This is a genomic window from Streptococcus sp. 'group B' (assembly GCF_002073795.1).
GTDB classification, from domain to species: domain Bacteria; phylum Bacillota; class Bacilli; order Lactobacillales; family Streptococcaceae; genus Streptococcus; species Streptococcus agalactiae.
Genome location: NZ_CP020432.1, coordinates 388,587 through 412,360 on the forward strand (window position 1 = coordinate 388,587; position 23,774 = coordinate 412,360).

At 35.7% G+C, this 23,774-nt stretch carries 27 protein-coding genes and 1 pseudogene; 24 read left to right on the plus strand and 4 right to left on the minus strand.

Annotated elements, in window-relative coordinates:
- The first annotated feature begins 8 nt into the window (after nucleotides 1-8).
- From comGF to A6J68_RS02205, 8 genes and pseudogenes are all read left to right on the plus strand, one after another.
- Nucleotides 9-437, plus strand: a complete 429-nt coding sequence (gene comGF, locus A6J68_RS02170) for a competence type IV pilus minor pilin ComGF (RefSeq protein ID WP_223842274.1) — start codon at nucleotides 9-11, stop codon at nucleotides 435-437.
- Nucleotides 415-638, plus strand: a pseudogene (gene comGG, locus A6J68_RS02175) (competence type IV pilus minor pilin ComGG). Before comGF ends, comGG begins: the two are co-directional and overlap by 23 nt.
- 114 nt (nucleotides 639-752) lie before the next feature.
- A complete protein-coding gene (locus tag A6J68_RS02180; protein WP_001008571.1) occupies nucleotides 753-1,727 on the plus strand; it encodes a class I SAM-dependent methyltransferase in 975 nt (324 codons plus the stop codon).
- 31 nt (nucleotides 1,728-1,758) lie between these two features.
- The gene (locus tag A6J68_RS02185) at nucleotides 1,759-2,952 is read left to right on the plus strand and encodes an acetate kinase (protein WP_000047534.1); all 1,194 of its coding nucleotides are present in this window, start codon (nucleotides 1,759-1,761) and stop codon (nucleotides 2,950-2,952) included.
- A gap of 150 nt (nucleotides 2,953-3,102) precedes the next feature.
- Nucleotides 3,103-3,309 (plus strand): helix-turn-helix transcriptional regulator, encoded by a 207-nt coding sequence (locus tag A6J68_RS02190; RefSeq protein WP_000798241.1) that lies wholly within the window; start codon nucleotides 3,103-3,105, stop codon nucleotides 3,307-3,309.
- A gap of 58 nt (nucleotides 3,310-3,367) precedes the next feature.
- Entirely contained in the window at nucleotides 3,368-3,505 is a 138-nt protein-coding gene (locus A6J68_RS02195) for a hypothetical protein (RefSeq protein ID WP_001869149.1), read from the plus strand.
- Nucleotides 3,506-3,545: 40 nt separating this feature from the next.
- Nucleotides 3,546-4,001, plus strand: a complete 456-nt coding sequence (locus A6J68_RS02200; RefSeq protein WP_000905672.1) for a hypothetical protein — start codon at nucleotides 3,546-3,548, stop codon at nucleotides 3,999-4,001.
- A 68-nt stretch (nucleotides 4,002-4,069) separates the two neighbouring features.
- Entirely contained in the window at nucleotides 4,070-4,735 is a 666-nt protein-coding gene (locus tag A6J68_RS02205) for a CPBP family intramembrane glutamic endopeptidase (RefSeq protein WP_000008107.1), read from the plus strand.
- Between the two features lie 20 nt (nucleotides 4,736-4,755).
- On the opposite strand, the gene proC is transcribed toward A6J68_RS02205, so the two are convergent.
- The 3 genes from proC to A6J68_RS02220 form a co-directional block, all read right to left on the minus strand.
- Nucleotides 4,756-5,526 (minus strand): pyrroline-5-carboxylate reductase, encoded by a 771-nt coding sequence (gene proC / locus A6J68_RS02210; RefSeq protein ID WP_001869147.1) that lies wholly within the window; start codon nucleotides 5,524-5,526, stop codon nucleotides 4,756-4,758.
- Nucleotides 5,527-5,595: 69 nt separating this feature from the next.
- The gene (pepA, locus tag A6J68_RS02215) at nucleotides 5,596-6,663 is read right to left on the minus strand and encodes a glutamyl aminopeptidase (RefSeq protein ID WP_001281321.1); all 1,068 of its coding nucleotides are present in this window, start codon (nucleotides 6,661-6,663) and stop codon (nucleotides 5,596-5,598) included.
- Between the two features lie 184 nt (nucleotides 6,664-6,847).
- Complete coding sequence (locus A6J68_RS02220; RefSeq protein ID WP_000660177.1) at nucleotides 6,848-7,087, minus strand: hypothetical protein; 240 nt, start codon at nucleotides 7,085-7,087, stop codon at nucleotides 6,848-6,850.
- Between the two features lie 160 nt (nucleotides 7,088-7,247).
- Here A6J68_RS02220 and A6J68_RS02225 point away from each other — a divergent pair, with 160 nt between their 5' ends.
- The 3 genes from A6J68_RS02225 to ytpR are packed head-to-tail and all read left to right on the plus strand — an operon-like array spanning nucleotide 7,248 to nucleotide 8,511.
- Nucleotides 7,248-7,532, plus strand: coding sequence for a DUF4651 domain-containing protein (locus A6J68_RS02225; protein WP_000791273.1), 285 nt, complete (start codon nucleotides 7,248-7,250; stop codon nucleotides 7,530-7,532).
- Nucleotides 7,529-7,852, plus strand: coding sequence for a thioredoxin family protein (locus A6J68_RS02230; RefSeq protein WP_000602780.1), 324 nt, complete (start codon nucleotides 7,529-7,531; stop codon nucleotides 7,850-7,852). The genes A6J68_RS02225 and A6J68_RS02230 overlap by 4 nt, the downstream gene beginning before the upstream one ends.
- A gap of 32 nt (nucleotides 7,853-7,884) precedes the next feature.
- Nucleotides 7,885-8,511, plus strand: coding sequence for a YtpR family tRNA-binding protein (gene ytpR / locus A6J68_RS02235; protein WP_000578325.1), 627 nt, complete (start codon nucleotides 7,885-7,887; stop codon nucleotides 8,509-8,511).
- Between the two features lie 53 nt (nucleotides 8,512-8,564).
- Here ytpR and A6J68_RS02240 read toward each other — a convergent pair whose 3' ends face one another.
- On the minus strand, nucleotides 8,565-9,281 hold the full coding sequence (locus tag A6J68_RS02240) for a class I SAM-dependent methyltransferase (protein ID WP_000186176.1): 717 nt from the start codon (nucleotides 9,279-9,281) through the stop codon (nucleotides 8,565-8,567).
- 80 nt (nucleotides 9,282-9,361) lie between these two features.
- On the opposite strand from A6J68_RS02240, the gene A6J68_RS02245 reads away from it, so the two are divergent.
- The 13 genes from A6J68_RS02245 (at nucleotide 9,362) to treC (ending at nucleotide 23,736) form a co-directional block, all read left to right on the plus strand.
- Nucleotides 9,362-9,757, plus strand: coding sequence for a single-stranded DNA-binding protein (locus tag A6J68_RS02245; RefSeq protein ID WP_000282447.1), 396 nt, complete (start codon nucleotides 9,362-9,364; stop codon nucleotides 9,755-9,757).
- A 123-nt stretch (nucleotides 9,758-9,880) separates the two neighbouring features.
- Entirely contained in the window at nucleotides 9,881-10,525 is a 645-nt protein-coding gene (locus tag A6J68_RS02250) for an HAD family hydrolase (RefSeq protein WP_000416617.1), read from the plus strand.
- Between the two features lie 26 nt (nucleotides 10,526-10,551).
- Nucleotides 10,552-12,297, plus strand: coding sequence for a LytS/YhcK type 5TM receptor domain-containing protein (locus A6J68_RS02255; RefSeq protein WP_000930332.1), 1,746 nt, complete (start codon nucleotides 10,552-10,554; stop codon nucleotides 12,295-12,297).
- Nucleotides 12,278-13,018 carry a LytR/AlgR family response regulator transcription factor gene (locus tag A6J68_RS02260; protein ID WP_000697627.1) on the plus strand — a complete coding sequence of 247 codons (741 nt, stop codon included), beginning with the start codon at nucleotides 12,278-12,280 and terminating at the stop codon, nucleotides 13,016-13,018. Before A6J68_RS02255 ends, A6J68_RS02260 begins: the two co-directional genes overlap by 20 nt.
- 169 nt (nucleotides 13,019-13,187) lie before the next feature.
- Nucleotides 13,188-13,643, plus strand: coding sequence for a CidA/LrgA family protein (locus A6J68_RS02265; protein WP_000683316.1), 456 nt, complete (start codon nucleotides 13,188-13,190; stop codon nucleotides 13,641-13,643).
- 1 nt (nucleotide 13,644) lies between these two features.
- The gene (lrgB, locus tag A6J68_RS02270; RefSeq protein WP_000421727.1) at nucleotides 13,645-14,373 is read left to right on the plus strand and encodes an antiholin-like protein LrgB; all 729 of its coding nucleotides are present in this window, start codon (nucleotides 13,645-13,647) and stop codon (nucleotides 14,371-14,373) included.
- A 242-nt stretch (nucleotides 14,374-14,615) separates the two neighbouring features.
- Nucleotides 14,616-16,244, plus strand: coding sequence for an ABC transporter substrate-binding protein (locus tag A6J68_RS02280; RefSeq protein WP_000170504.1), 1,629 nt, complete (start codon nucleotides 14,616-14,618; stop codon nucleotides 16,242-16,244).
- Between the two features lie 112 nt (nucleotides 16,245-16,356).
- Nucleotides 16,357-17,334 carry an ABC transporter permease gene (locus A6J68_RS02285; RefSeq protein WP_000680645.1) on the plus strand — a complete coding sequence of 326 codons (978 nt, stop codon included), beginning with the start codon at nucleotides 16,357-16,359 and terminating at the stop codon, nucleotides 17,332-17,334.
- Nucleotides 17,331-18,152 carry an ABC transporter permease gene (locus tag A6J68_RS02290; protein WP_000603397.1) on the plus strand — a complete coding sequence of 274 codons (822 nt, stop codon included), beginning with the start codon at nucleotides 17,331-17,333 and terminating at the stop codon, nucleotides 18,150-18,152. The genes A6J68_RS02285 and A6J68_RS02290 overlap by 4 nt, the downstream gene beginning before the upstream one ends.
- Nucleotides 18,153-18,163: 11 nt before the next feature.
- Nucleotides 18,164-18,967 (plus strand): ABC transporter ATP-binding protein, encoded by an 804-nt coding sequence (locus tag A6J68_RS02295; RefSeq protein ID WP_000140980.1) that lies wholly within the window; start codon nucleotides 18,164-18,166, stop codon nucleotides 18,965-18,967.
- Entirely contained in the window at nucleotides 18,951-19,577 is a 627-nt protein-coding gene (locus A6J68_RS02300; protein WP_000171304.1) for an ABC transporter ATP-binding protein, read from the plus strand. Before A6J68_RS02295 ends, A6J68_RS02300 begins: the two co-directional genes overlap by 17 nt.
- A gap of 281 nt (nucleotides 19,578-19,858) precedes the next feature.
- Nucleotides 19,859-21,889, plus strand: coding sequence for a PTS system trehalose-specific EIIBC component (gene treP / locus A6J68_RS02305; protein WP_000434617.1), 2,031 nt, complete (start codon nucleotides 19,859-19,861; stop codon nucleotides 21,887-21,889).
- Between the two features lie 221 nt (nucleotides 21,890-22,110).
- Nucleotides 22,111-23,736: an alpha,alpha-phosphotrehalase gene (treC, locus tag A6J68_RS02310; protein ID WP_000151022.1), complete on the plus strand. Its 1,626-nt coding sequence runs from the start codon at nucleotides 22,111-22,113 to the stop codon at nucleotides 23,734-23,736.
- The last annotated feature ends 38 nt before the right edge of the window (nucleotides 23,737-23,774 follow it).

Consider the following 23,774-nt stretch of genomic DNA (forward strand, 5'->3'; position numbering starts at 1 on the left):
ATGTAAGGATAAGAAGGTTAAAGCATTTACACATTTTAGAATGTTTGGTAGCATTGGTTACAATCACAGGAGCTTTGCTAGTTTATCAAGGACTAACAAAATTGTTGGCTCAACAGATAGTAGTGATGTCTTCTTCCAGTCAGTCTGAATGGGTGTTATTAACTCAGCAACTAAATGCAGAATTCGAAGGCGCTCACTTGGAATATTTAAGACAGAACAAACTTTATTTACGTAAGCAAGATAAGATTGTAACCTTTGGCAAATCTAATAAAGATGATTTCCGTAAGACAGGTTATAATGGTCGAGGTTATCAACCAATGGTTTATGGGTTAGACAATTGTCAAATGAGTCAGACCAAAAGTATGGTAAAACTTGTTTTTTATTTTAAGGACGGGTTAAAAAGGACATTTTACTATGATTTTAAAGAAGAAACTTAAAGCTGGCATCCTTTTGCAAGCTATTGTATTGGCTGCTGTATTTACACTCGTCTTACAGTTTTATCTAGCAAGAATATTGGCAACAGAAAGACAGTATCATAGGATAAGGGAGGAAACTATAACCATAAGTTTTATCGTAAAATAGACACTCTCCAAGTACCTCTCAAGTCTAATGATAATAAAGCAAGCCATAAACATTAAAAATATACAGTGATGAAATATTAGTAAGACAAGGTTTTGCTTAAAAACAGGATTTTTGTTTGCTTCTCTTTTCAGATGCTGTCTTTTTTGTTATGATAAATTCTGGAGGAAATCATGAATTTTGAAAAAATTGAGACAGCCTATGAGCTGATTTTAGAAAATATCCAAACGATTGAGAACCAATTAAAAACTCATATTTATGATGCCTTAATTGAACAGAACTCTTATTACCTTGGTTCAAGTTGTGATTTAGATATTGTTGTGGTGAATAACCAAAAATTACGTCAACTTGACTTAAGTCAAGAAGAATGGCGTCGCACTTTCCAGTTCATTTTTATCAAATCTGCGCAAACAGAGCAATTACAAGCTAATCATCAGTTTACGCCAGATAGTATTGGTTTTATCTTGTTATTTCTTTTGGAAGAATTAACGAGTCAAGAGACAGTGGATGTCTTGGAAATTGGAAGTGGAACTGGGAATTTAGCTCAGACTCTCCTCAATAACAGCTCGAAAGAGTTAAATTATATGGGCATTGAAGTTGATGATCTTTTGATTGATCTATCAGCAAGCATTGCTGAAATTATAGGTTCTAGTGCCCAATTTATCCAAGAGGATGCCGTTAGACCACAAATTTTGAAAGAAAGCGATGTAATCATTAGTGATTTACCAGTTGGCTATTATCCTAATGATGATATTGCTAAACGATATGCTGTATCAAGTTCTAAAGAGCACACCTATGCTCACCATCTATTGATGGAGCAATCTCTTAAATATTTGAAAAAAGATGGAATCGCTATATTTTTAGCACCCGAAAACCTTTTAACAAGTCCACAAAGTGATTTGCTGAAGGAGTGGTTAAAAGGATATGCAGATGTCATTGCCGTTTTAACTCTACCAGAAACTATTTTTGGAAGTCGTCAAAATGCGAAATCTATATTTGTTCTCAAGAAGCAAGCAGAACAAAAACCAGAAACCTTTGTATATCCGCTGACAGATTTGCAAAATCGTGAGAATATGGCAAACTTCATTGAAAATTTTCAAAAATGGAGCAGAGAAAATAGTCATTACTCAAAAAATATGATAGAATAGAGATTGTGAAAACGCTTTAGAGAGGTAAATTATGTCAAAAACAATAGCAATTAATGCTGGAAGTTCAAGTTTGAAATGGCAATTATATGAAATGCCAGAGGAGAAAGTAGTTGCCAAAGGGATTATCGAACGTATTGGTTTGAAAGATTCTATTTCGACTGTAAAATTTGACGATAAAAAAGATGAACAAATTTTAGATATCGTAGATCATACCCAAGCTGTTAAAATTCTTTTAGAAGATCTAACAAAACATGGTATTATCAAAGACTTTAATGAAATTACAGGTGTTGGTCATCGTGTCGTTGCTGGTGGTGAATATTTTAAAGAGTCTGCTTTAGTAGATGATAAAGTTGTAGAACAGGTTGAAGAATTATCAGCTTTAGCTCCACTCCACAACCCAGCAGCTGCAGCAGGGATTCGTGCGTTTAGAGAAATCTTACCAGATATCACGAGTGTATGTGTATTTGATACAGCCTTCCATACAACAATGCAACCTCATACCTACTTATATCCAATCCCACAAAAGTACTATACTGATTATAAAGTACGTAAATACGGTGCACACGGGACAAGCCACCAATACGTTGCACAAGAAGCAGCTAAGCAATTAGGACGTCCTTTAGAAGAATTAAAATTAATCACAGCACATGTGGGTAATGGTGTTTCTATTACAGCAAATTATCATGGACAGTCTATTGATACATCGATGGGATTCACACCACTTGCAGGACCAATGATGGGAACACGTTCAGGAGACATTGATCCTGCGATTATCCCTTATCTTGTAGCTAATGATCCAGAATTGGAAGATGCAGCTGCTGTTGTTAATATGCTTAACAAACAATCAGGATTGCTTGGAGTATCAGGCACTTCAAGTGATATGCGAGATATTGAAGCAGGTCTTCAAAGTAAAGATCCAAATGCAGTGTTAGCCTATAATGTCTTTATTGACCGTATTAAGAAATTTATTGGACAATACTTGGCAGTATTAAATGGCGCGGATGCTATTATTTTTACTGCAGGTATGGGAGAAAATGCGCCATTAATGCGTCAAGATGTTATCGCAGGATTATCATGGTTTGGCATTGAACTTGATCCAGAAAAAAATGTTTTTGGTTATTTTGGAGATATCACAAAACCAGATTCAAAAGTGAAGGTTTTAGTTATTCCTACTGATGAAGAATTAATGATTGCGCGTGACGTTGAGCGCCTTAAAGCTAAATAAGTTATCAAAAAATTGATAAGACCAGAAAAGTTGATAGTTTAACTATCAACTTTTTTGTTTTTTGAACAGGTATGTAAAATGTACTTGACAAAAAATGTATAGTTAACTATACTATAAATGTAAAGCTAACTATACAAAAAGGTGTAAGATATGAAAAATTCTCTACAAAAGTTACGAAAATCTAGGAAATTAAGTCAAGCAGAACTTGCAGTTGCACTTGGAGTTACTAGGCAAACTATTATTTCTCTAGAAAAAGAGAAATACACAGCATCTTTGGAGCTAGCATTTAAGATAGCGCGTTATTTTGATAAACAAATTGAGGAAGTTTTTATTTATACAGAAAGTGAAGGAGGATAGAATTTTAATGGAAAAATACAGTCCACAAAAGACAAAAGGTTAAAAGTTAATCTGTAATATGTCAAGGATGTGGACTATTGATTTTTGTCCACCAATCGTTTACCAGCAATATGTTTTTATCAGTACTATTAGTATTAGCATTGCGATGTCTATTTTTGCTATTTATCGCTATGCTTCATTGAAGAAAACGATATAATAGCTGATGATTAAATTGAAGTTTTAGAAAGTAGTATTCTATGTTAATAAAAGGATTATTGTCACCCAATAGTAAAGTATCTCCGAAGGATTACAAAGTATATATGAGATTTTTGTCTTTTGTTTTTAGTGTATGTAGTTTGATTATGATAGTATCATCATTTCTACATACCTTTGAATCTAATTTTACTAAAGGTTTTTCCTTTGGTTCAGGTATTGCCTTATTTGCAGGAAGTTTTTATTTTTTGGTGATAACATTTAGTGAAAAGCGATTTCAACATTACTATACCAAAGTTTTTGATGAGCGTAATCAATTTATTGCTAATATGTCTTGTCGACTCCTTTTCCTTTTATCTGTCCTTGTTTTAGTGGTATTGTGTCTGATTAATGTCTGGTTTGGTATAACTTTTTCCTATGCAAAGTTCTTGCTATTGATACTCTCTTTTGTTTTATACGGTTATTTATTAATTTACTTTATTTTACAGAAGTTATTGTGAGATAAATCTATAAGATTTGAAAATATGTTATGATAGAAAAAAGTTAATAATTTATTTTGGAGGTTTTTGTGTCATTTATTATTAAAAAAGGCAAAATTTTAGCTTTGCTAATAGCATTTTTAGTTATTAATCAACTTGTTCCTATATTGGCTGTGTGGCTCCTAAAGAATCACTATCAAACGCCTTTTACTAGTATATTGTTAATTGGCTTAGAATTACTTATTATTGCTCTTTTCCTTTATTATGCCAAGGTTAAACAAATAATCAGATGGAAAGTATTATTGACAAGGAAAGCATTAGTTACTATTCTCTTAGGTTGGTTATCATTGAGGGTTCCACAAATTATTGGTTACCTCATTATGACTATGCAAGGGGTTAAAGATACAGCAAATCAAACAGTAATTATGGAATTAACAAAGCAACTTCCACTAGCTTTGATGTTAATTTTTGCCATAATAGGGGCACCAATTATGGAAGAAATTATATTTCGCTATATTATCCCTAAAGAACTTTTTGCGAAACATCAAAAATGGGGTTTTGTCATCGGTACTTTAGCTTTTGCTCTTATTCATTCCCCTTCTGATATAGGTAGTTTTATTATTTATGCTGGGATGGGTGCTATTTTATCTTTTGTTTATTATAAAACTGAGCACTTAGAATATAGTATAATGATTCATTTTATTAACAATGCTCTTGCTTATAGCGTGTTAATCAGTACAATGATGAATAACTAAAAAAACTTTGAGCAATTTGCTCAAAGTTTTTTTGCTTTCTCAATAGTAGCATCAATGGCAGAAATAACACTATGCGTCAGACCATTTTTTTCTAAGTCTAAAAGGCCAGCAATAGTAGTTCCGCCTGGGCTACAAATGTTGTCGATTAAGTCAGAGGTGCTATTTTGTCCTTGTAATAGGTTTTGACTAGAAGCTAAGACAGTCTGTCCTACAATAGAGAGTGCTTGTTCTTTTGGAAATCCATATTTTACACCTGCTTTAGCTAAGGCTTCTATAAATAGATAGATATAGGCAGGACTAGAACCTGCTAGAGCAGTGAAGGTATCAAAATTGATTTCTGCTATATCAAAGCTACTTCCAAAACTATCCGTAATTTCTTTGGCTAATTGTCGTAACTCATCTGATACATGATTGTTGTAACAAATAGCTGTGCAACTTTGAAGTATTTGTGCGTTAATATTTGGCATAATACGAATCAATGGTAAATCAGAACGAGTTAATTGGCTTAAACGCGCTAAGGAGATTCCTGCTGCCATTGAGATGATTGGTTTTGTGATATCAAGTGGAAGAAGAACCTTTTCAAATAGTTGAGGTTTAATACCTAACATGATAATATCAGCTTGATTGATTAATGACTGATGAGATTCGGCGTAAGTAACATCAAGTCTTTCTGCAATTTCTTTTGAACGCTCTAAGCAAGATCCGGATATGACAATGTCATGTTGGGTTTGTTTGAGGCCTTGAATAATTGCACTGGCCATTTTTCCAACGCCGATAATTCCAATTTTCATAATGTTGATATGGGGATGAAAGGAGATACTAAAATGTGTCTACCTTATGAAACTCCCATCCTTTCTATCTTAATAACCTTTAATAATATCCACCGTCGAGCGGTCTAATTTGTTAACGATGGCCTGAAGGTAAGCTTGTGCTTGTAGAAAATCATCCATAGCGTAGAGTGTTTGATGAGAATGAATGTAGCGTGCACAGACACCGATAGTTGTAGAAGGAATACCACTATTTTTTAGGTGAGCAGCCCCAGCATCGGTACCACCTTTTGCAGCATAATATTGGTATTTTATACCTGCTTCTTCAGCTGTTGTAAGCAAGAAATCTCTCATATCTTTAAGCATGATATGTCCGGGATCATAAAAACGGATTAAGGTTCCCTCTCCTATTTTGCCTTGTTCCCCATAAATATCTCCAGCTGGGGAACAATCGACAGCTAAGAAGATATCTGGGTTGAATTTAGTTGTTGAAACATGTGCGCCACGAAGTCCGACTTCTTCTTGAACATTAGCCCCAGCAATAAGTGTGTTGCTAAGACTTTGATCTTTTAAGCTTTTTAGCAATTCGGTCACCATAAGCACACCATAGCGATTATCCCAAGCTTTTGACATAATATGTTTTTGATTTGCAGTTAAAATGGTTTCAGATTTAGGAACAATGATATCGCCAGGAGCAATGCCAAAGCTTTCAGCTTCATTTTTATCTGTGAATCCTCCATCAAAAACAATGTCACTAATTTTGGGTAATGTTGTTCCACCGCTTTGTCCACGAAGAAAGTGAGGAGGAACTGAGCCTGATATAACAGGAATGGCATCACCAGAACGTGTGTAGAGGGTAAAGCGTTGTGAGCTGACTACTAGGGGATTCCATCCTCCAACCTCAAGTACACGAAATGTTCCATCTGGCTGAATATGACTAACCATAAAGCCGACTTCATCCATATGGGCAGCAACCATGACTTTAGGAGCATTAGTCTCATGAGTATTTTTTACTCCAAAAATTCCACCAAGTCCGTCTGTCTCAACTTGATCAACTAAAGGAGTTATTTCTTGACGAAGGAAGTTGCGGATATTGTGTTCATAGCCAGCAATCCCATCAAGCTCAGTTACGGTTTTAATTTTGTTAAATAAATCTGACATAATTACCTCAATTCTACAAATACTATTTTAGCACCTTTTAATTAAAAATAAAGAACAGAACAGGTTTCAGTCAATATAAAGACTTTCAAAAAGAATATCAAGTACTACCAGAAGACTGTTATGACTGACAAAGCCTGTTATAGTGAAAACTGGGTTGAATACAACGGAGATAATGTTTATCGGCTTAAGCTAATAAAAAGGTAGATAGGAAAGATAATACGGCTAAAAAAGTGATAACCATAGCAATTAAAGTCAAATTTTTGGGGTGATTCTTATTGATTAAAAATGAAGCTGTGCAAAGCAGTATTAGCGTCACAATAGCAAAAAGTTCTCCATTTTGAAGACGAAATAAAAACCAGTGATCACCTAGGAAGAGTAGACCTAGCAAACAATTTAAAGCAGGTACTAATAATTTTTCTTTCATGTTTTTTCTTTCTGTTTGAATGATTAACCATAATGGTATCTTAAGACAATGTCATCCTATTATACCACAAGGAATAAGTTGTTTTTTTTCATAACTGTTATGTGGATTTCTTCCATCAATTCCTGTGTCTAATTCCGGGGGGTATGGTATAATAACAGTTATGAAAAATAAAAAAATCTTATTTGGGACTGGCCTTGCTGGTGTGGGTTTACTGGCAGCTGCTGGTTATACCCTAACTAAAAAAGTAACAGATTATAAACGTCAGCAAATCACTCAGACCTTAAGAGAACTTTTTAGTCAGATGGGTGATATTCAGGTATTTTATTTTAATGAATTTGAATCTGATATTAAAATGACCAGTGGTGGTCTTGTCTTGGAAGATGGCAGAATTTTCGAATTCATTTATCGTCAAGGTGTTCTTGATTATGTGGAGGTGAGCAAATGATTTTACCAGAATCTTATGAAGAAATAGCAGCTTATATTGATAGCACTAAGAAAGTTGTTTTCTTTTTTACAGCAGATTGGTGTCCAGATTGTCAATTTATATATCCAGTAATGCCATCAATTGAAAAAGATTTCTCAGATTTTGTCTTTGTACGTGTTAATCGTGATGACTATATAGAATTAGCTCAGCAGTGGAATATTTTTGGGATTCCGAGTTTCGTTGTTGTGGAAAATGGTCAGGAACTGGGTCGTTTGGTTAATAAGAATCGCAAAACAAAGGCTGAAATTACTAAATTTCTCGCTGAAATTAACCATAAATAAGACAAAAAATAGCAAAATTTAAAGGAGAATAAATGATTTTTACTTATAATAGAGAGCATGTTGGTGATACCTTAATGGTTATTGTTAAGGATAGTCAAGGAGCTAAGCTAGATGTTGATCGTCGCGGACAAGTAGCACGCGTCTATCTGCAAGATAGTAAAGAAACAGTTGCTTGGAATATCTTTGAAGTGTCAAGTTTAATTGCTATTGAGGGAGTAGGTCAAGTAACTTTATCTGATCAAGTTATTAAAATCCTTAATGCAGAACTACTGAAAGAAGGATTCGAAGACTCTCTTGTTAATAATATTGAACCTACATTTGTTGTGGCGCAAATTAAAGAAATGATTGATCATCCAGATAGTGACCATTTACACATCTGTCAAGTAGAAATCAACGATGGGAAGACGGTTCAAATCGTTTGTGGGGCACCTAATGCTTCAGTAGGCCTTAAAACAGTTGCAGCTCTTCCAGGAGCTATGATGCCAAATGGTAGCCTTATTTTCCCAGGAAAACTTCGTGGAGAAGATAGCTTTGGAATGTTATGTAGTGCTCGCGAGTTAGCTCTTCCAAATGCTCCTCAAGTCAGAGGTATCATTGAATTATCTGATCAGGTAATTGTTGGAGAGTCTTTCGACGCCAATAAACATTGGAAAAATTAGTAAAAATCAACTTAGCTTCAGCTAAGTTGATTTTTAGTTGTAAACTTAAGAAGTTACAATGACTTTTTAAGTGTGATGTGTTGCAAAAAAGCAATATCTTTATAAGGAGCTTTGTCAGCAACACTTAGCTCGATAGCAAGCATTTTGTTTAGCCAATCAGTTTCAGTTTTAAAATGGTTTGGTTGTAATGAATAGAAGGTACGAATACCCTGATAACGTTCAACTAATAAATTTGTATTTTGTTTTAGTTCTTCTAAGGTATAAATATTTCCCTGGTCAAAACTGGCACTTTTAAAGTTTGCTTCTCCTGTTAAGAGTTCCATCGCAGTGGAGGTATCATTGCTAAAAATAACTGATTGTAATATTTTACCAATTATATTATGTTTGATGAGAGATAGTTCTCCATTAGGTTTTAGAAGTCGAGAAAATTCGTCAAAATAAGCAGGATGATTATGTTTGTCTATATATTCAAGAACATTATGACAAATAATAGTATCAAAACTTTGATCAGGCAAAGCTCTTAATGCTTCGTAGGAACCTAGGATTTTATAAATATTGTCACTTTGATTATCGTAAAGCAGTTTAGGATTGGGTTCAATAGCAGTTACATTGTTTTCTTTTGCTAGATGTTGTGCGGTGAGACAAAAACCAGCTCCAAAATCTAAAACGTTCTGATTTTTGATATGGCTTAATTGAGCAAAAGTTATTTCATATTGTATTTTTCCCCAAGGTTTAGCCAGCATTTCTTTATAACTAGTTACATTTGTCATCTTAATTCTCCCAGAACAATTTCATATATTTTAGCATTTTTCTTCCTTATTTTCGAATAATAATAGTGAGGAGGTAATCAATGTATAATAAAGTTATTATGATTGGGCGTCTAACAGCAAAGCCTGAGATGGTAAAAACACCAACTGACAAGTCAGTAACGCGTGCAACTGTTGCTGTTAATAGACGCTTTAAAGGAAGTAATGGTGAGCGTGAAGCAGATTTTATTAATGTGGTTATGTGGGGTCGTCTAGCGGAAACCCTTGCGAGCTATGGGACAAAGGGCTCTTTAATTTCAATAGATGGTGAATTGCGTACGCGCAAGTACGAAAAGGATGGTCAAACGCACTATATCACTGAAGTATTAGCATCATCATTTCAGTTGTTAGAAAGCCGTGCCCAACGTGCTATGCGTGAAAATAATGTTTCTGGTGATTTGTCAGATTTAGTATTGGAAGAAGAGGAGCTCCCCTTTTAAATAAAATCACTCTCAAAATATCATTTCTAAATATACTGGTTGCTTTCCACAGAAAGCAACCTTTTTTTATTGAAAATAGAAAGGCAAACGATTACAATAAAGGGGATAGAAAGCAGGTTTAAGATGGAAAAAGTCATTATTTTTGATATGGACGGCGTTATTGTTGATTCCGAGTACACGTTTTTAGATAATAAGACAGAAATGTTACGTGAGGAGGGTATTGATACGGACGTCTCGTATCAATACCAGTACATGGGGACTACTTTTGAATTCATGTGGCAAGCTATGAAAGAGGAGTTTGGCTTACCGAAAACAGTAAAAGAGTATATTGCTGAGATGAACAGACGTCGACAAGCGATTGTGACGCGTGATGGTGTTAGGCCCATTAAAGGAGCTCAGCAACTGATTCATTGGTTACACCAACATGGCTATCGCTTAGCAGTTGCGTCCTCATCTCCAATGGTAGATATTAAGCGTAATCTAAAAGAGTTGGGTGTGACAGAATGCTTTGAATACATGGTTACAGGAGAAGATGTATCGTCTTCTAAACCAGCACCAGATGTTTTTCTTAGAGCTGCAGAGCTTTTAGATGTAGACCCTAAAGTTTGTATAGTTATAGAAGATACAAGAAATGGGAGTTTAGCTGCTAAGGCAGCAGGAATGTATTGCTTTGGCTTTGCCAATCCTGATTATCCACCGCAAGATTTATCAATGGCAGACAAGGTTATTTCAGATTATCAAGATATCTATATTTATCTTCCGGAGTAAAATGGTATCTTGAGGAGGATAAGCATATGTTGATGGTGTTGTTATTCCAAAGGCTAGGAATTATTATGATTTTAGCCTTTTTATTGGTAAATAATAGTTATTTCAGACAGTTAATTGAAGAGCGGTCTAAACGTGAAACGGTAGTCCTTGTCATCATTTTCGGCTTGTTTGTTATTATATCTAATATAACAGGAATTGAAATAAAAGGGGATCGAAGTTTGGTCGAGCGCCCTTTTCTAACAACGATTTCCCATTCTGACTCACTTGCTAATACAAGGACTTTAGTTATTACAACGGCAAGTTTGGTTGGTGGACCTCTGGTTGGATCAATTGTTGGTTTTATTGGAGGAGTTCATCGCTTTTTTCAAGGAAGCTTTTCAGGTTCTTTCTATATTGTCAGTTCAGTTCTAGTCGGCATTGTTAGCGGAAAGATTGGTGATAAGCTTAAGGAAAACCATCTCTACCCTTCAACAAGCCAAGTTATTTTAATTAGTATTATTGCCGAAAGTATCCAGATGCTATTTGTTGGCATTTTTACAGGATGGGAACTTGTCAAAATGATTGTCATTCCAATGATGATTTTAAATAGTTTAGGTTCCACACTTTTCCTTGCGATTTTGAAAACTTATTTGTCAAATGAAAGTCAGTTACGCGCAGTTCAAACGAGAGATGTTCTTGAATTGACTCGACAGACTCTGCCCTACCTTAGACAAGGTTTGACACCGCAATCTGCTAGGAGCGTTTGCGAAATTATAAAGAGGCATACTAACTTTGATGCTGTGGGATTAACAGATCGGTCAAACGTATTAGCTCATATTGGTGTTGGCCATGATCACCATATTGCAGGACAACCGGTCAAAACAGACTTATCTAAAAGTGTTATTTTTGATGGCGAACCAAGAATTGCGCAAGATAAAGCGGCGATTTCTTGTCCAGATCACAACTGTCAGTTAAATTCTGCTATTGTAGTTCCTCTAAAAATAAATGATAAAACTGTGTGTGCCTTAAAAATGTACTTTGCAGGAGATAAGACAATGTCTGAGGTGGAGGAAAACCTAGTCCTTGGTTTAGCGCAAATATTTTCAGGACAACTGGCAATGGGGATAACAGAGGAACAAAATAAGTTAGCCAGTATGGCAGAGATAAAGGCTTTACAAGCACAAATCAACCCTCATTTCTTCTTTAATGCCATTAACACAATTAGTGCATTAATCCGTATTGATTCTGATAAAGCACGTTATGCACTGATGCAGTTAAGTACTTTTTTTAGAACAAGTTTGCAAGGTGGTCAGGATCGTGAGGTAACGCTTGAGCAAGAAAAATCACATGTGGATGCTTATATGAATGTTGAAAAATTACGTTTCCCTGATAAATATCAGTTATCTTATGATATTAGTGCACCAGAAAAAATGAAGTTACCGCCTTTTGGTTTACAGGTACTGGTAGAGAATGCAGTTCGACATGCTTTCAAAGAACGTAAGACGGACAACCATATATTGGTTCAAATAAAGCCAGATGGTCATTATTATTGTGTTTCTGTTAGTGACAATGGACAAGGAATCTCAGATACTATCATTGATAAATTAGGTCAAGAAACAGTTGCAGAGAGTAAGGGGACAGGTACTGCTCTAGTTAATCTAAATAACAGGCTGAATTTATTATATGGTAGTGTAAGTTGCCTTCATTTTTCGAGCGACAAGAATGGTACAAAAGTTTGGTATCGAATACCTAATAGAATAAGGGAGGATGAGCATGAAAATTTTAATTCTTGATGATGAAATGTTTGCCAGACAAGAATTATCGTTTTTAGTTGAACATAGCCAGGAGGTTGACAACCCTGAGATTTTTCAGGCTGAGGATATCAGTGAAGCCGAAAAAATCTTATTTAGACAGCAAATTGATTTAATTTTTTTAGATATTTCGCTTAGTGAAGAAAATGGCTTTACTTTGGCTAATCAGTTGAGCCAACTTGCACATCCCCCACTTGTTGTTTTTGCGACAGCTTATGATAACTACGCTGTGAAAGCTTTTGAAAGTAATGCTGTTGATTATATCATGAAACCGTTTGAACAACAGCGCGTTGATATGGCTCTATCAAAAGTGAAGAAATTGAGCCAACTCACCACTGCTTCAGATGTAGAGCAAGCAATACCTAAAAAAGCCAGTGCTGAATTGTTAACCTTGACATTATCAGATCGCAGTGTTGTTGTTAAAATGCAAGATATCGTTGCAGCTAGTGTTGAAGATGGCGAATTAACTGTTAGTACAGTTCAGAAAACTTACACTATTCGGAAAACACTCAATTGGTTTAAGTCACGCGCCGTAGCACCATATTTTCTCCAGATTCATCGAAACACAGTGATTAATCTAGAGATGATTGAGGAAATTCAACCTTGGTTTAATCATACTTTGTTACTAATTATGTCTAATGGAGAGAAATTTCCAGTAGGTCGATCGTATTTAAAAGACCTAAATGAGCATTTAACCATGTAAAAGTGCTTTTGCGAACTTCCCTTTGTTGTTTAGAAGCTTGAATTTGCAATTCGGCTTCTTTTTTTGGTAACTGAGGCTGAAAATGAAAACGTTTTATTTATTTTGAAGTACAATATAGCTATCAATAAAACAAGTTAAAACATTGTAATAAAAGGAAGGGGTAGTGACTATGAAACACACCAGTAAAGAAACCAAAACAAAAGAAGCTCCAATGTTTATTCAAATGTCAATATATGCAGCTATTCTATTAGTTTCACAAATGATTTCAATGTTATTACCGAAATCACTACCAATCCCAACGACGGTTATTGGTTTGGTGCTAATGTACGTATTGCTAACTGCTAAAATTATCAAGGTAGAGTGGGTTGACTCTTTTGGGGCTTTGATGATAAGCATGATTGGTTTTATGTTTGTCCCCTCAGGAATATCAGTAGCAGCGAACCTTGATATCCTAAAAGCTGAAGGCTTGCAACTAGTTGCTGTTATTACAATCTCAACTGTTGTTATGTTAGTAGTGGTAGCATACGTTGCACGATTAATACTTGCTATCAGAGAACTCAGTGTCACAGATTTATTTAAAAAGATATTACCTAACCACTATAGTAAGAAAGTAGAGGAAAAATAATATGGAACTCTTAAAAACACCCATCTTTGGTATTTGCTTTTCTTTAATACTCTATACGATAGGACAACATTTATTTAAGAAGAGTAAAGGTTTCTTCCTTTTGCAGCCTCTTTTCTTTGCAATGGTTAGTGGTATTGTCATTCTTTGGCTTATGTCAAAAGGTTTAGGAACCGATGTTAAGACATTTTATACACAAGCTTATAAACCAGGTGGCGATTTAATATTTTGGTTTTTAAATCCAGCAACAATTGCTTTTGCAGTTCCTCTCTATAAGAAAAATGACGTTGTTAAAAAATATTGGGTAGAAATTCTCAGCAGTTTAGTAATCGGTATGATTGTTTCCCTTATGCTTATCGTCGCTATTTCTAAAATGGTTGGGCTTAGTCAAGTCGGAATTGCTTCAATGTTGCCACAAGCAGCAACAACAGCAATTGCTCTTCCAATAACAGCAGCAATTGGAGGGAACACAGCTGTGACAGCAATGGCGTGTATCTTAAATGCAGTTATTATTTATGCATTAGGTAAAAAATTAGTGTCATTTTTCCATTTGAATGATAGTAAGATTGGTGCAGGATTAGGTCTAGGGACCTCTGGTCATACAGTCGGAGCAGCCTTTGCATTGGAATTGGGAGAACTGCAAGGTGCGATGGCAGCTATAGCGGTGGTGGTTATCGGTTTGGTAGTTGATTTGGTTATTCCTATCTTTAGTCATTTGATTGGTTTGCTATAACTAATAGCGTGGTTAAGGCTGAATTTATTCAGCCTTTTTATGATGTCTATTAAAATACATTGGATTAACATGGTTTATGAGCTAGAGTCTAGAATTGTGTTTTACCTAACTTTAAGTTATTAATGATAAAATAACAAATTTTCTAATTAACCAGTTAAGTAATTGTTCTCCTACTTTTTTCTTGTTATAATGAAAAAAGTTGTCAAAAATATTATTTATCAATTAAAAAAGGAGGTTTAATAGTGACTAAATATTTGAAGTACATCTCTTTTGTTGCTTTGTTTCTGGCGAGTATCTTTTTAGTAGCTTGTCAAAATCAAAATTCACAAACAAAGGAGCGAACACGAAAACAACGACCCAAAGATGAATTGGTTGTCTCTATGGGGGCAAAGCTTCCTCATGAATTCGATCCAAAGGACCGTTATGGAATCCATAATGAAGGTAATATTACTCATAGTACCCTATTGAAACGTTCTCCTGAACTAGATATAAAAGGAGAGCTTGCTAAAAAATATAAAATCTCTAAGGATGGCTTAACGTGGTCGTTCGACTTAAATGATGATTTTAAATTCTCCAATGGTGAGCCTGTTACTGCTGACGATGTTAAGTTTACTTATGATATGTTGAAAGCAGATGGAAAAGCTTGGGATTTGACCTTTATTAAGAATGTTGAAGTAGTTGGGAAAAACCAGGTAAATATTCATTTGACTGAGGCGCATTCGACATTTACAGCACAGTTGACAGAAATCCCAATCGTCCCTAAAAAACATTACAATGATAAGTATAAGAGCAATCCTATCGGTTCAGGACCTTACATGGTAAAAGAATATAAGGCTGGAGAACAAGCAATCTTCGTTCGAAATCCATATTGGCACGGTAAAAAGCCTTATTTTAAAAAGTGGACTTGGGTATTACTTGATGAAAATACAGCACTAGCTGCTTTAGAATCTGGTGATGTTGACATGATTTACGCAACGCCAGAGCTTGCTAGCAAGAAAGTCAAAGGAACACGTCTTCTAGATATTGCTTCAAATGATGTTCGTGGGTTATCGCTACCTTATGTGAAGAAAGGTGTTGTGAAAAATTCACCAGACGGTTATCCAGTAGGAAATGATGTCACTAGTGATCCAGCAATCAGAAAAGCCTTGACTATTGGTTTAAATAGACAAAAAGTTCTGGATACTGTTTTAAATGGTTATGGTAAACCAGCTTATTCAATTATTGATAGAACACCATTCTGGAATCCAAAAACAGCAATTAAAGATAATAAAGTAGCTAAAGCTAAGCAACTTTTGACAAAAGCTGGATGGAAAGAACAAGCAGACGGTAGCCGCAAAAAAGGAAATCTTAAAGCGGAATTTGACCTTTACTACCCTACTAATGATCAATTACGAGCAAACTTAGCCGTTGAAGTAGCGGAGCAAGCTAAAGCCTTAGGTATTACTATTAAACTCAAGGCTAGTAACTGGGATGAAATGGCAACTAAGTCACATGATTCAGCCTTACTTTATGCGGGAGGACGTCATCATGCGCAGCAATTTTATGAATCACATTACCCAAGTTTAGCTGGTAAAGGTTGGACCAATATTACTTTTTATAACAATCCTACTGTGACTAAGTACCTTGACAAAGCAATGACATCTCCCGACCTTGATAAAGCTAACAAATATTGGAAGTTAGCTCAGTGGGATGGCAAAACAGGTGCTTCCACTCTTGGAGATTTACCAAATGTATGGTTGGTGAGTCTTAACCATACTTATATTGGTGATAAACGTATCAATGTAGGTAAACAAGGTGTCCATAGTCATGGTCATGATTGGTCATTATTGACTAACATTGCTGAATGGACTTGGGATGAATCTGCTAAGTAACTAATTTAGTTAATGTAGGCTACTTTAAGTTTGGAGTCAGAGAAAACAATGTACACCTTATGGTGTGAATGGTTTCCTCGACTCCTTTTTTAACAATTAAGGAGATTTATCTGTGAAACATATTACCACTGTAGTTATCTGGAAGATACTTAGGTGTTTGTCACTCGTTTTTGGAGTATCAATTTTGACCTTTATTTTACTAAAACAATCACCGGTTGATCCAGTCATGGCAAGTGTCAATTATGACACGTCACTAACCCCTGTTCAGTACAAAGCGATTGCTCACCACTATGGCTTGGATAAGCCAGCTCCGGTCCAGTATTTTATTTGGTTAAAAAATTTTATACAGGGACATTTAGGGACTTCACTAGTTTATCGGCAACCTGTTATTGATATTATTAGATCACGGGCAGGTGCCTCTTTCATACTTATGGGACTCTCCTGGGTCTTATCGGGTCTTATTGGATTTATCTTAGGAACTTTATCAGCTTTCCATCAAGGGAAATTGCTTGATCGAATTGTAAGGTGGTTTTCTTACCTTCAGATATCAGTACCAACTTTTTGGATTGGGCTCATTTTTTTATTAATCTTTTCTGTCCAGCTGGGGTGGTTCCCGATTGGTATTTCTTCTCCGATAGGTACTTTGAGTCAAGATATTACGTTAGCTGATCGTATTAAGCACCTTATTTTACCTGTTTTCACGCTAAGTATTCTAGGCATTGCCAATGTAACTCTTCATACTAGAACTAAAATGATGTCGGTACTTTCTAGTGAATATGTCTTATTTGCCAGAGCGCGTGGGGAAACGGAATGGCAAATTTTTAAAAATCATTGTCTTAGAAATGCTATCGTACCAGCTATTACACTGCATTTTTCCTATTTTGGAGAATTGTTTGGAGGATCCGTTCTTGCTGAGCAAGTTTTCTCATATCCAGGACTAGGGTCTACCCTAACTGAAGCAGGACTTAAAAGTGATACACCGCTACTTCTAGCTATTGTGATGATAGGGACATTATTTGTTTTTGCGGGCAATCTTATTGCGGATATTTTAAATAGCATAATCAATCCACAGTTAAGGAGAAAAGTATGATATTGAGACGTCGAACTATTGTTTTATGGCAACTGGGTATCGCCATTTCTCTCATTCTTAGTATTCTAGCCTTAAATCTTTATTTCCATAGTACTCCCTTGCAAACCAATGCAGCTTTACGGAACCTTGCTCCTTCATTAAACCATCTTTTTGGGACAGATGGTTTAGGTAGGGATATGTTTGTCAGAACGATTAAAGGACTTTATTTCTCTCTACAAGTCGGCTTATTAGGTGCCCTTATGGGGGTCATTCTGGCGACAGTTTTTGGAGTGCTTGCAGGTTTAGGAAATAGCATTATTGATAAAATAATAGCATGGTTAGTTGATTTGTTTATTGGTATGCCTCATTTGATTTTTATGATTCTCATTTCTTTTGTTGTTGGGAAAGGTGCTCAAGGGGTCATCATTGCAACGGCTGTTACACATTGGCCTTCTTTAGCAAGGCTTATCCGCAATGAAGTCTATCATCTAAAGAATAAAGAATTTGTCCAACTTTCTAAAAGTATGGGAAAAACGCCTTATTATATTGTGAGGCATCATATCCTGCCTTTGATTGCTTCTCAAATTTTCATTGGTTTTATCCTCTTATTTCCACATGTCATCCTACATGAAGCATCAATGACTTTCTTAGGATTTGGGCTCTCTGCCGAACAACCTTCGGTTGGTATCATTCTGTCAGAGGCAGCTAAGCATATCTCTCTTGGAAATTGGTGGTTGGTTATCTTTCCAGGACTTTATCTTATTTTGGTTGTCAATGCATTTGATACTATCGGAGAATCTTTAAAGAAACTCTTTTACCCTCAAACTGATCATTTTTAGGAGGTAGAGATATGACAGAAACATTATTAAGCATTAAAGACCTCTCCATCACCTTCACTCAATACGGAAGATTTTTAAAACCATTTCAATCAACACCGATACAAGCGCTGAATTTAGAAATTAAAAAAGGTGAGTTATTAGCTATTATAGGTGCTAGTGGTTCGGGGAAGAGTTTATTAGCACATGCTATTATGGATATTCTTCCTAAAAATGCATCTGTAACAGGAGATATGATTTATCGTGGTCAATCACTAAATTCTAAACGCATTAAACAGTTGCGAGGAAAAGATATTACGTTGATTCCACAATCAGTTAATTATTTAGATCCATCTATGAAAGTCAAACATCAGGTGCGCTTAGGTATCTCAGAAAATTCAAAGGCTACTCAAGAAGGATTGTTTCAACAGTTTGGTTTAAAAGAAAGTGATGGTGACTTGTATCCTTTCCAACTTTCTGGCGGAATGCTCCGACGTGTTTTGTTTACAACGTGTATTAGTGATAAGGTTTCTTTGATTATTGCGGATGAGCCCACCCCTGGATTACATCCAGATGCTCTGCAAATGGTTTTAGACCAACTACGCTCCTTTGCAGATAAAGGAATAAGCGTTATATTTATCACTCATGATATTGTAGCAGCTAGTCAAATTGCTGATCGTATTACTATTTTTAAAGAGGGAAAAGCTATTGAAACAGCTCCAGCTAGTTTCTTTAGCGGAAATGGAGAGCAGTTACAAACAGAATTTGCTAGAAGTTTATGGCGCTCTCTCCCACAGCAAGAATTTTTGAAAGGAGTTACTCATGACCTTAGAGGCTAAAAAGCTTGGCTTTTATCATAAAAAAGATCAATGGCTTTTTAAGGAGATTAATTTAGAGGTAGCACCTGGTCAAGTTTTAGGTATATTTGGACAAAGTGGTTGTGGAAAAACTAGTTTATCCAAAGTGCTTGCAGGTTTTTTACATCCTAGATCTGGTGAAGTATTAGTTGATGGCAGTAATTTGCCTAACAAAGCATTTAGACCTGTACAACTTATTCAACAACATCCTGAAAAAACGATGAATCCTTTATGGCCTATGAAAAAAAGTTTAGAAGAAGCTTATTACCCAAGTCGAGATTTACTAGATGCTTTTGGAATTCAAGAAAAATGGCTAAATCGTCGCCCTAGTGAACTCTCGGGAGGGGAATTACAACGCTTTTCGATTGTGCGTTCATTACATCCAGAGACTAAATACCTTATTGCAGATGAAATGACTACTATGTTGGATAGTATTACACAAGCTAGTGTATGGAAAAGCCTGTTGGAGATTGTAAAGGATAGAAATTTAGGTCTCATCGTTATTAGTCATGATTTCGCTATGTTAGAGAAACTTTGTAACCAATGCTATATGATTGAAGAGAATCGTATCGTATCTTTCAATGGAGATTAAAAAACTCACCTACTATATCAATTAGTAGGTGTTTTTTATTAAGAGAGTATTGGGGGTGACTGACCTACTCATGACTCTAACATTTTGGTAACGTTGGTGAGAAATTCTAATGTTTTGGGTATTATTGACTAATTATTTTATAATTTATAGATTTTTTAAAAAGATAAGCTAAGGATTTGCATAGGGATATGTAATCGTTTACAATTATATTGTAAGCTAGTCTTCTTTAAGTTTCTGCCTTGGAGTCACAGACTCTCCGTTAAATAGATAAGGATAAACAGATGGAACAATTTAAACATGATGCCAAAGCCTTGTTAGAGGCAATTGGGGGTAAAGAAAATATTAGTGCAGTGACACATTGTGCCACACGCATGAGATTTGTTTTGAATGACAGTAGTAAAGCTAAGGTAAAGGTAATTGAGGAGTTACCATCAGTCAAGGGTACCTTTACCAATGCTGGGCAATTTCAAGTCATTATTGGTAATGATGTCCCTATTTTTTATAATGCTTTTGTAGCCGTTTCTGGTATTGAGGGTGTGTCTAAAGAGGCGGCAAAATCGGCTGCCCAAAAAAATCAAAACCCTTTACAGCGTGTGTTGACAATGCTGGCTGAAATATTTACACCGATTATTCCAGCCATTATTGTTGGTGGTCTGATCCTTGGTTTTCGTAATATTTTAGATGCCGTTCCATTTGAATTTTTAGGTCAAAAAGTTGTTGATGGTGTCAGGCAAGTAGACTCTTCTGGGCATCCAATTTGGAATACTCTAGTAGATGTTTCAACGTTTTGGAGCGGAGTAGACTCTTTTTTATGGTTACCAGGTGAAGCTATATTTCATTTCTTACCAGTTGGTATTGTATGGTCTGTGACTCGTAAGATGGGGACTACTCAAATCCTCGGTATTGTTCTAGGTATCTGTCTAGTGTCGCCACAATTACTTAATGCTTATTCTGTAGCTAGTACTTCAGCAGCAGACATTGCTAAAAATTGGTCTTGGAATTTTGGTTACTTTACAGTACAAAAAATTGGTTATCAAGCTCAAGTTATTCCAGCTCTGTTAGCTGGTTTGAGCCTGTCTTACTTAGAAATCTTCTGGAGAAAACATATTCCTGAAGTTGTTTCAATGATTTTTGTGCCATTTCTATCCTTAGTTCCAGCTATTATCTTGGCTCATACTGTCCTTGGACCTATTGGTTGGACACTAGGTAAATGGATTTCTGCTATCGTTCTTATTGGATTGACTGGTCCTGTAAAATGGCTCTTTGGTGCTATTTTTGGTGCCCTGTATGCCCCATTTGTTATTACTGGTTTGCACCACATGACAAATGCTATCGATACTCAACTCATAGCAGATACAAAAACACATACAACTGGCCTTTGGCCGATGATTGCTCTTTCAAATATTGCTCAGGGTTCAGCTGTACTAGCTTATTATTTTATGCATCGTCATGATGAAAAAGAGGCTCAAATATCACTTCCAGCTGCTATCTCAGCCTACCTTGGTGTTACAGAGCCGGCGCTTTTTGGTGTAAACGTTAAATACATTTATCCATTTGTTGCTGGTATGATTGGTTCAAGTGTGGCAGGTCTTTTGGCGACAACTTTTAATGTCCAAGCTAACTCTATTGGTGTAGGCGGTCTTCCAGGCTTCCTGTCAATTAATGTTAAATATATGGGATATTTCTTTATCTGTATGGCAGTGGCTATCTTTATTCCTTTATTTTTGACACTATTCTTTAAAAAATCAGGTATTTTGACAAAAACTGAAGAGGAAAAATTAGTATCTGATGCTGTCATTGCTTCAACAACAGAAACAAAATCAGCAAAAGAAAAAGCTGTCGTCTCAGGTACAAAGCTTAGTGTAGTAAGCCCTTTATCAGGTTTAGCTAAACCACTGGATCAAGCTAGTGATCCTGTCTTTTCACAAGGAATTATGGGGAAGGGAGTGGTTATCGATCCAAGTGATGGAGAACTAGTTTCACCGGTCGATGCGACAGTTTCAGTTCTTTTCCCTACGAAACATGCTATTGGATTATTAACATCAGAGGGTGTTGAGTTTCTTATTCATATTGGTATGGATACTGTTAATTTAGAAGGAAAAGGGTTTACCTCTCATGTTGCCCAAGGTGACAATGTAAAAGTAGGAGATAAACTCATTACTTTCGATATTCCAATGATAAAAGAAGAAGGATACATTGTGGAAACTCCTATTCTGATTACTAATCAAGAAGAATTCCGACCAGAAGAATTGATAGATTTACCCAAACAGATAAAACGTGGACAAGCATTAATGGTTGCCAAGAAAATTTAAAAGTAATTAGGTATCCTTTTTAAAAAAGAGCACTCTTATAAAATGAGAGGTAATTTGAGGAATTGTTTGAGGGGCTTAATACATTAGCTCCTTGAATTATTTTGAACATAAGAAAAAACTCATGGGAACAAATATCGCTGTAAAAATGTTATATTTTTGATGATAGTTGATGTTATAGTTAGACTGCTAAATACAGCAGCATTTTGGGAAAGGAGCAGAATATGACGATTGATAAACGTAAAGTTGTCTATCAAATTTATCCAAAATCATACAAAGACACAACTGGTAATGGGGTTGGTGATCTTCGTGGTATTATCGAAAAATTACCCTATTTAGCAGAACTTGGTATTGATATGGTTTGGCTCAACCCATTTTATCCAAGTCCACAACGAGATAATGGATATGATATCTCTGATTATACAGCCATTAACCCTGATTTTGGAACGATGGACGATTTTGAAGAAATGATTGAGGTGGGACGTCAATACCGTATAGATTTTATGCTTGATATGGTGCTTAATCATTGTTCAATAGAACATGAGTGGTTTAAAAAAGCACTTGCAGGAGATCGCTACTATCAAGATTTCTTTATCTTACGTGATAATCCAACAGATTGGGTATCTAAATTTGGTGGAAATGCTTGGTCACCATTTGGTGATACAGGGAAGTATTATCTTCATCTTTTTGATATCACTCAAGCTGACCTTAATTGGCGCAATGCCGATGTTCGCAAGGAACTTTTTAAAGTTGTCAATTTTTGGCGTGATAAAGGGGTTAAAGGTTTTCGATTTGATGTGATTAATTTAATTGGGAAAGATGAGATACTTGAGAACTGCCCAATTAATGATGGAAAACCAGCTTATACTGATCGTCCAATAACACATGATTATCTCAAGATGTTGAATAATGCTAGTTTTGGACAAGCTGATTCCTTCATGACAGTTGGTGAAATGTCTTCAACGACAATTGCAAATTGCATTCTTTACACTGCACCAGAACGTGAAGAGTTATCCATGGCTTTTAATTTTCACCACCTCAAAGTAGATTATAAAGATGGGCAAAAGTGGACCATTATGGCTTTTGATTTTCCTGCATTACGTGACCTTTTCCATAGTTGGGGCGAAGGAATGAGCGAAGGAAATGGTTGGAATGCTTTATTCTATAATAATCATGACCAACCGCGAGCATTAAATCGTTTTGTAGACGTGAAACGTTTTCGAAATGAAGGAGCAACCATGTTAGCAGCATCTATCCACTTATCGCGTGGTACTCCTTATATATATATGGGTGAAGAAATCGGAATGCTTGATCCCGATTACAGTTCTATGGATGATTATGTGGATATTGAGAGTTTGAATGCCTACCAAATAATGCTTGATGAAGGCAAGTCACAAGAAGAGGCATTTAGCATTATTCGAGCGAAATCTCGAGACAATTCTCGAGTACCAATGCAATGGGATGATAGTACGAATGCAGGTTTTTCTGAAGGCGCTCCATGGTTGAAAGTAGGAAAATCATATAAAGAAATCAATGTCGCAAAGGAGAAAACAGGGCTGATATTTACTTTCTATCAAGAGTTGATAAGGCTACGTAAACAACTGCCAATAATAGCTGACGGGAATTATAAAGCAGCTTTCAAAGATAACGAAAAAGTATATGCTTTTGAACGCCATCTTGATAAGGAAAAACTTCTTGTTTTAAATAATTTCTTTGCTGAGAAAGTTAAGATAAAATTACCGGAGAATTATCTCCAAGGACAAGTTCTTCTATCAAATTATAAGGATGTTACTCTTGATGAAACGGTTACTTTGCAACCTTATCAAACTTTAGCTATCTTAGTGTCATAACATTTAAAAAACCTTTACTTATTCAATTAAGTAAAGGT

Excerpts from the sequence above, each read along its gene's own strand:
- A6J68_RS02245 (WP_000282447.1), top strand. The coding sequence starts at position 9,362 with ATGTATAATAAAGTTATTATGATTGGGCGTCTAACAGCAAAGCCTGAG.
- A6J68_RS02250 (WP_000416617.1), top strand. The coding sequence starts at position 9,881 with ATGGAAAAAGTCATTATTTTTGATATGGACGGCGTTATTGTTGATTCC.
- A6J68_RS02195 (WP_001869149.1), top strand. The coding sequence starts at position 3,368 with ATGTCAAGGATGTGGACTATTGATTTTTGTCCACCAATCGTTTACCAG.
- treC (WP_000151022.1), top strand. The coding sequence starts at position 22,111 with ATGACGATTGATAAACGTAAAGTTGTCTATCAAATTTATCCAAAATCA.
- A6J68_RS02225 (WP_000791273.1), top strand. The coding sequence starts at position 7,248 with ATGAAAAATAAAAAAATCTTATTTGGGACTGGCCTTGCTGGTGTGGGT.
- A6J68_RS02265 (WP_000683316.1), top strand. The coding sequence starts at position 13,188 with ATGAAACACACCAGTAAAGAAACCAAAACAAAAGAAGCTCCAATGTTT.
- A6J68_RS02240 (WP_000186176.1), bottom strand. The coding sequence starts at position 9,281 with ATGACAAATGTAACTAGTTATAAAGAAATGCTGGCTAAACCTTGGGGA.
- A6J68_RS02180 (WP_001008571.1), top strand. The coding sequence starts at position 753 with ATGAATTTTGAAAAAATTGAGACAGCCTATGAGCTGATTTTAGAAAAT.
- A6J68_RS02185 (WP_000047534.1), top strand. The coding sequence starts at position 1,759 with ATGTCAAAAACAATAGCAATTAATGCTGGAAGTTCAAGTTTGAAATGG.
- A6J68_RS02290 (WP_000603397.1), top strand. The coding sequence starts at position 17,331 with ATGATATTGAGACGTCGAACTATTGTTTTATGGCAACTGGGTATCGCC.
- A6J68_RS02295 (WP_000140980.1), top strand. The coding sequence starts at position 18,164 with ATGACAGAAACATTATTAAGCATTAAAGACCTCTCCATCACCTTCACT.
- lrgB (WP_000421727.1), top strand. The coding sequence starts at position 13,645 with ATGGAACTCTTAAAAACACCCATCTTTGGTATTTGCTTTTCTTTAATA.
- pepA (WP_001281321.1), bottom strand. The coding sequence starts at position 6,663 with ATGTCAGATTTATTTAACAAAATTAAAACCGTAACTGAGCTTGATGGG.
- A6J68_RS02260 (WP_000697627.1), top strand. The coding sequence starts at position 12,278 with ATGAAAATTTTAATTCTTGATGATGAAATGTTTGCCAGACAAGAATTA.
- A6J68_RS02255 (WP_000930332.1), top strand. The coding sequence starts at position 10,552 with ATGTTGATGGTGTTGTTATTCCAAAGGCTAGGAATTATTATGATTTTA.
- ytpR (WP_000578325.1), top strand. The coding sequence starts at position 7,885 with ATGATTTTTACTTATAATAGAGAGCATGTTGGTGATACCTTAATGGTT.
- A6J68_RS02190 (WP_000798241.1), top strand. The coding sequence starts at position 3,103 with ATGAAAAATTCTCTACAAAAGTTACGAAAATCTAGGAAATTAAGTCAA.
- proC (WP_001869147.1), bottom strand. The coding sequence starts at position 5,526 with ATGAAAATTGGAATTATCGGCGTTGGAAAAATGGCCAGTGCAATTATT.
- A6J68_RS02230 (WP_000602780.1), top strand. The coding sequence starts at position 7,529 with ATGATTTTACCAGAATCTTATGAAGAAATAGCAGCTTATATTGATAGC.
- A6J68_RS02300 (WP_000171304.1), top strand. The coding sequence starts at position 18,951 with ATGACCTTAGAGGCTAAAAAGCTTGGCTTTTATCATAAAAAAGATCAA.
- A6J68_RS02220 (WP_000660177.1), bottom strand. The coding sequence starts at position 7,087 with ATGAAAGAAAAATTATTAGTACCTGCTTTAAATTGTTTGCTAGGTCTA.
- treP (WP_000434617.1), top strand. The coding sequence starts at position 19,859 with ATGGAACAATTTAAACATGATGCCAAAGCCTTGTTAGAGGCAATTGGG.
- A6J68_RS02200 (WP_000905672.1), top strand. The coding sequence starts at position 3,546 with ATGTTAATAAAAGGATTATTGTCACCCAATAGTAAAGTATCTCCGAAG.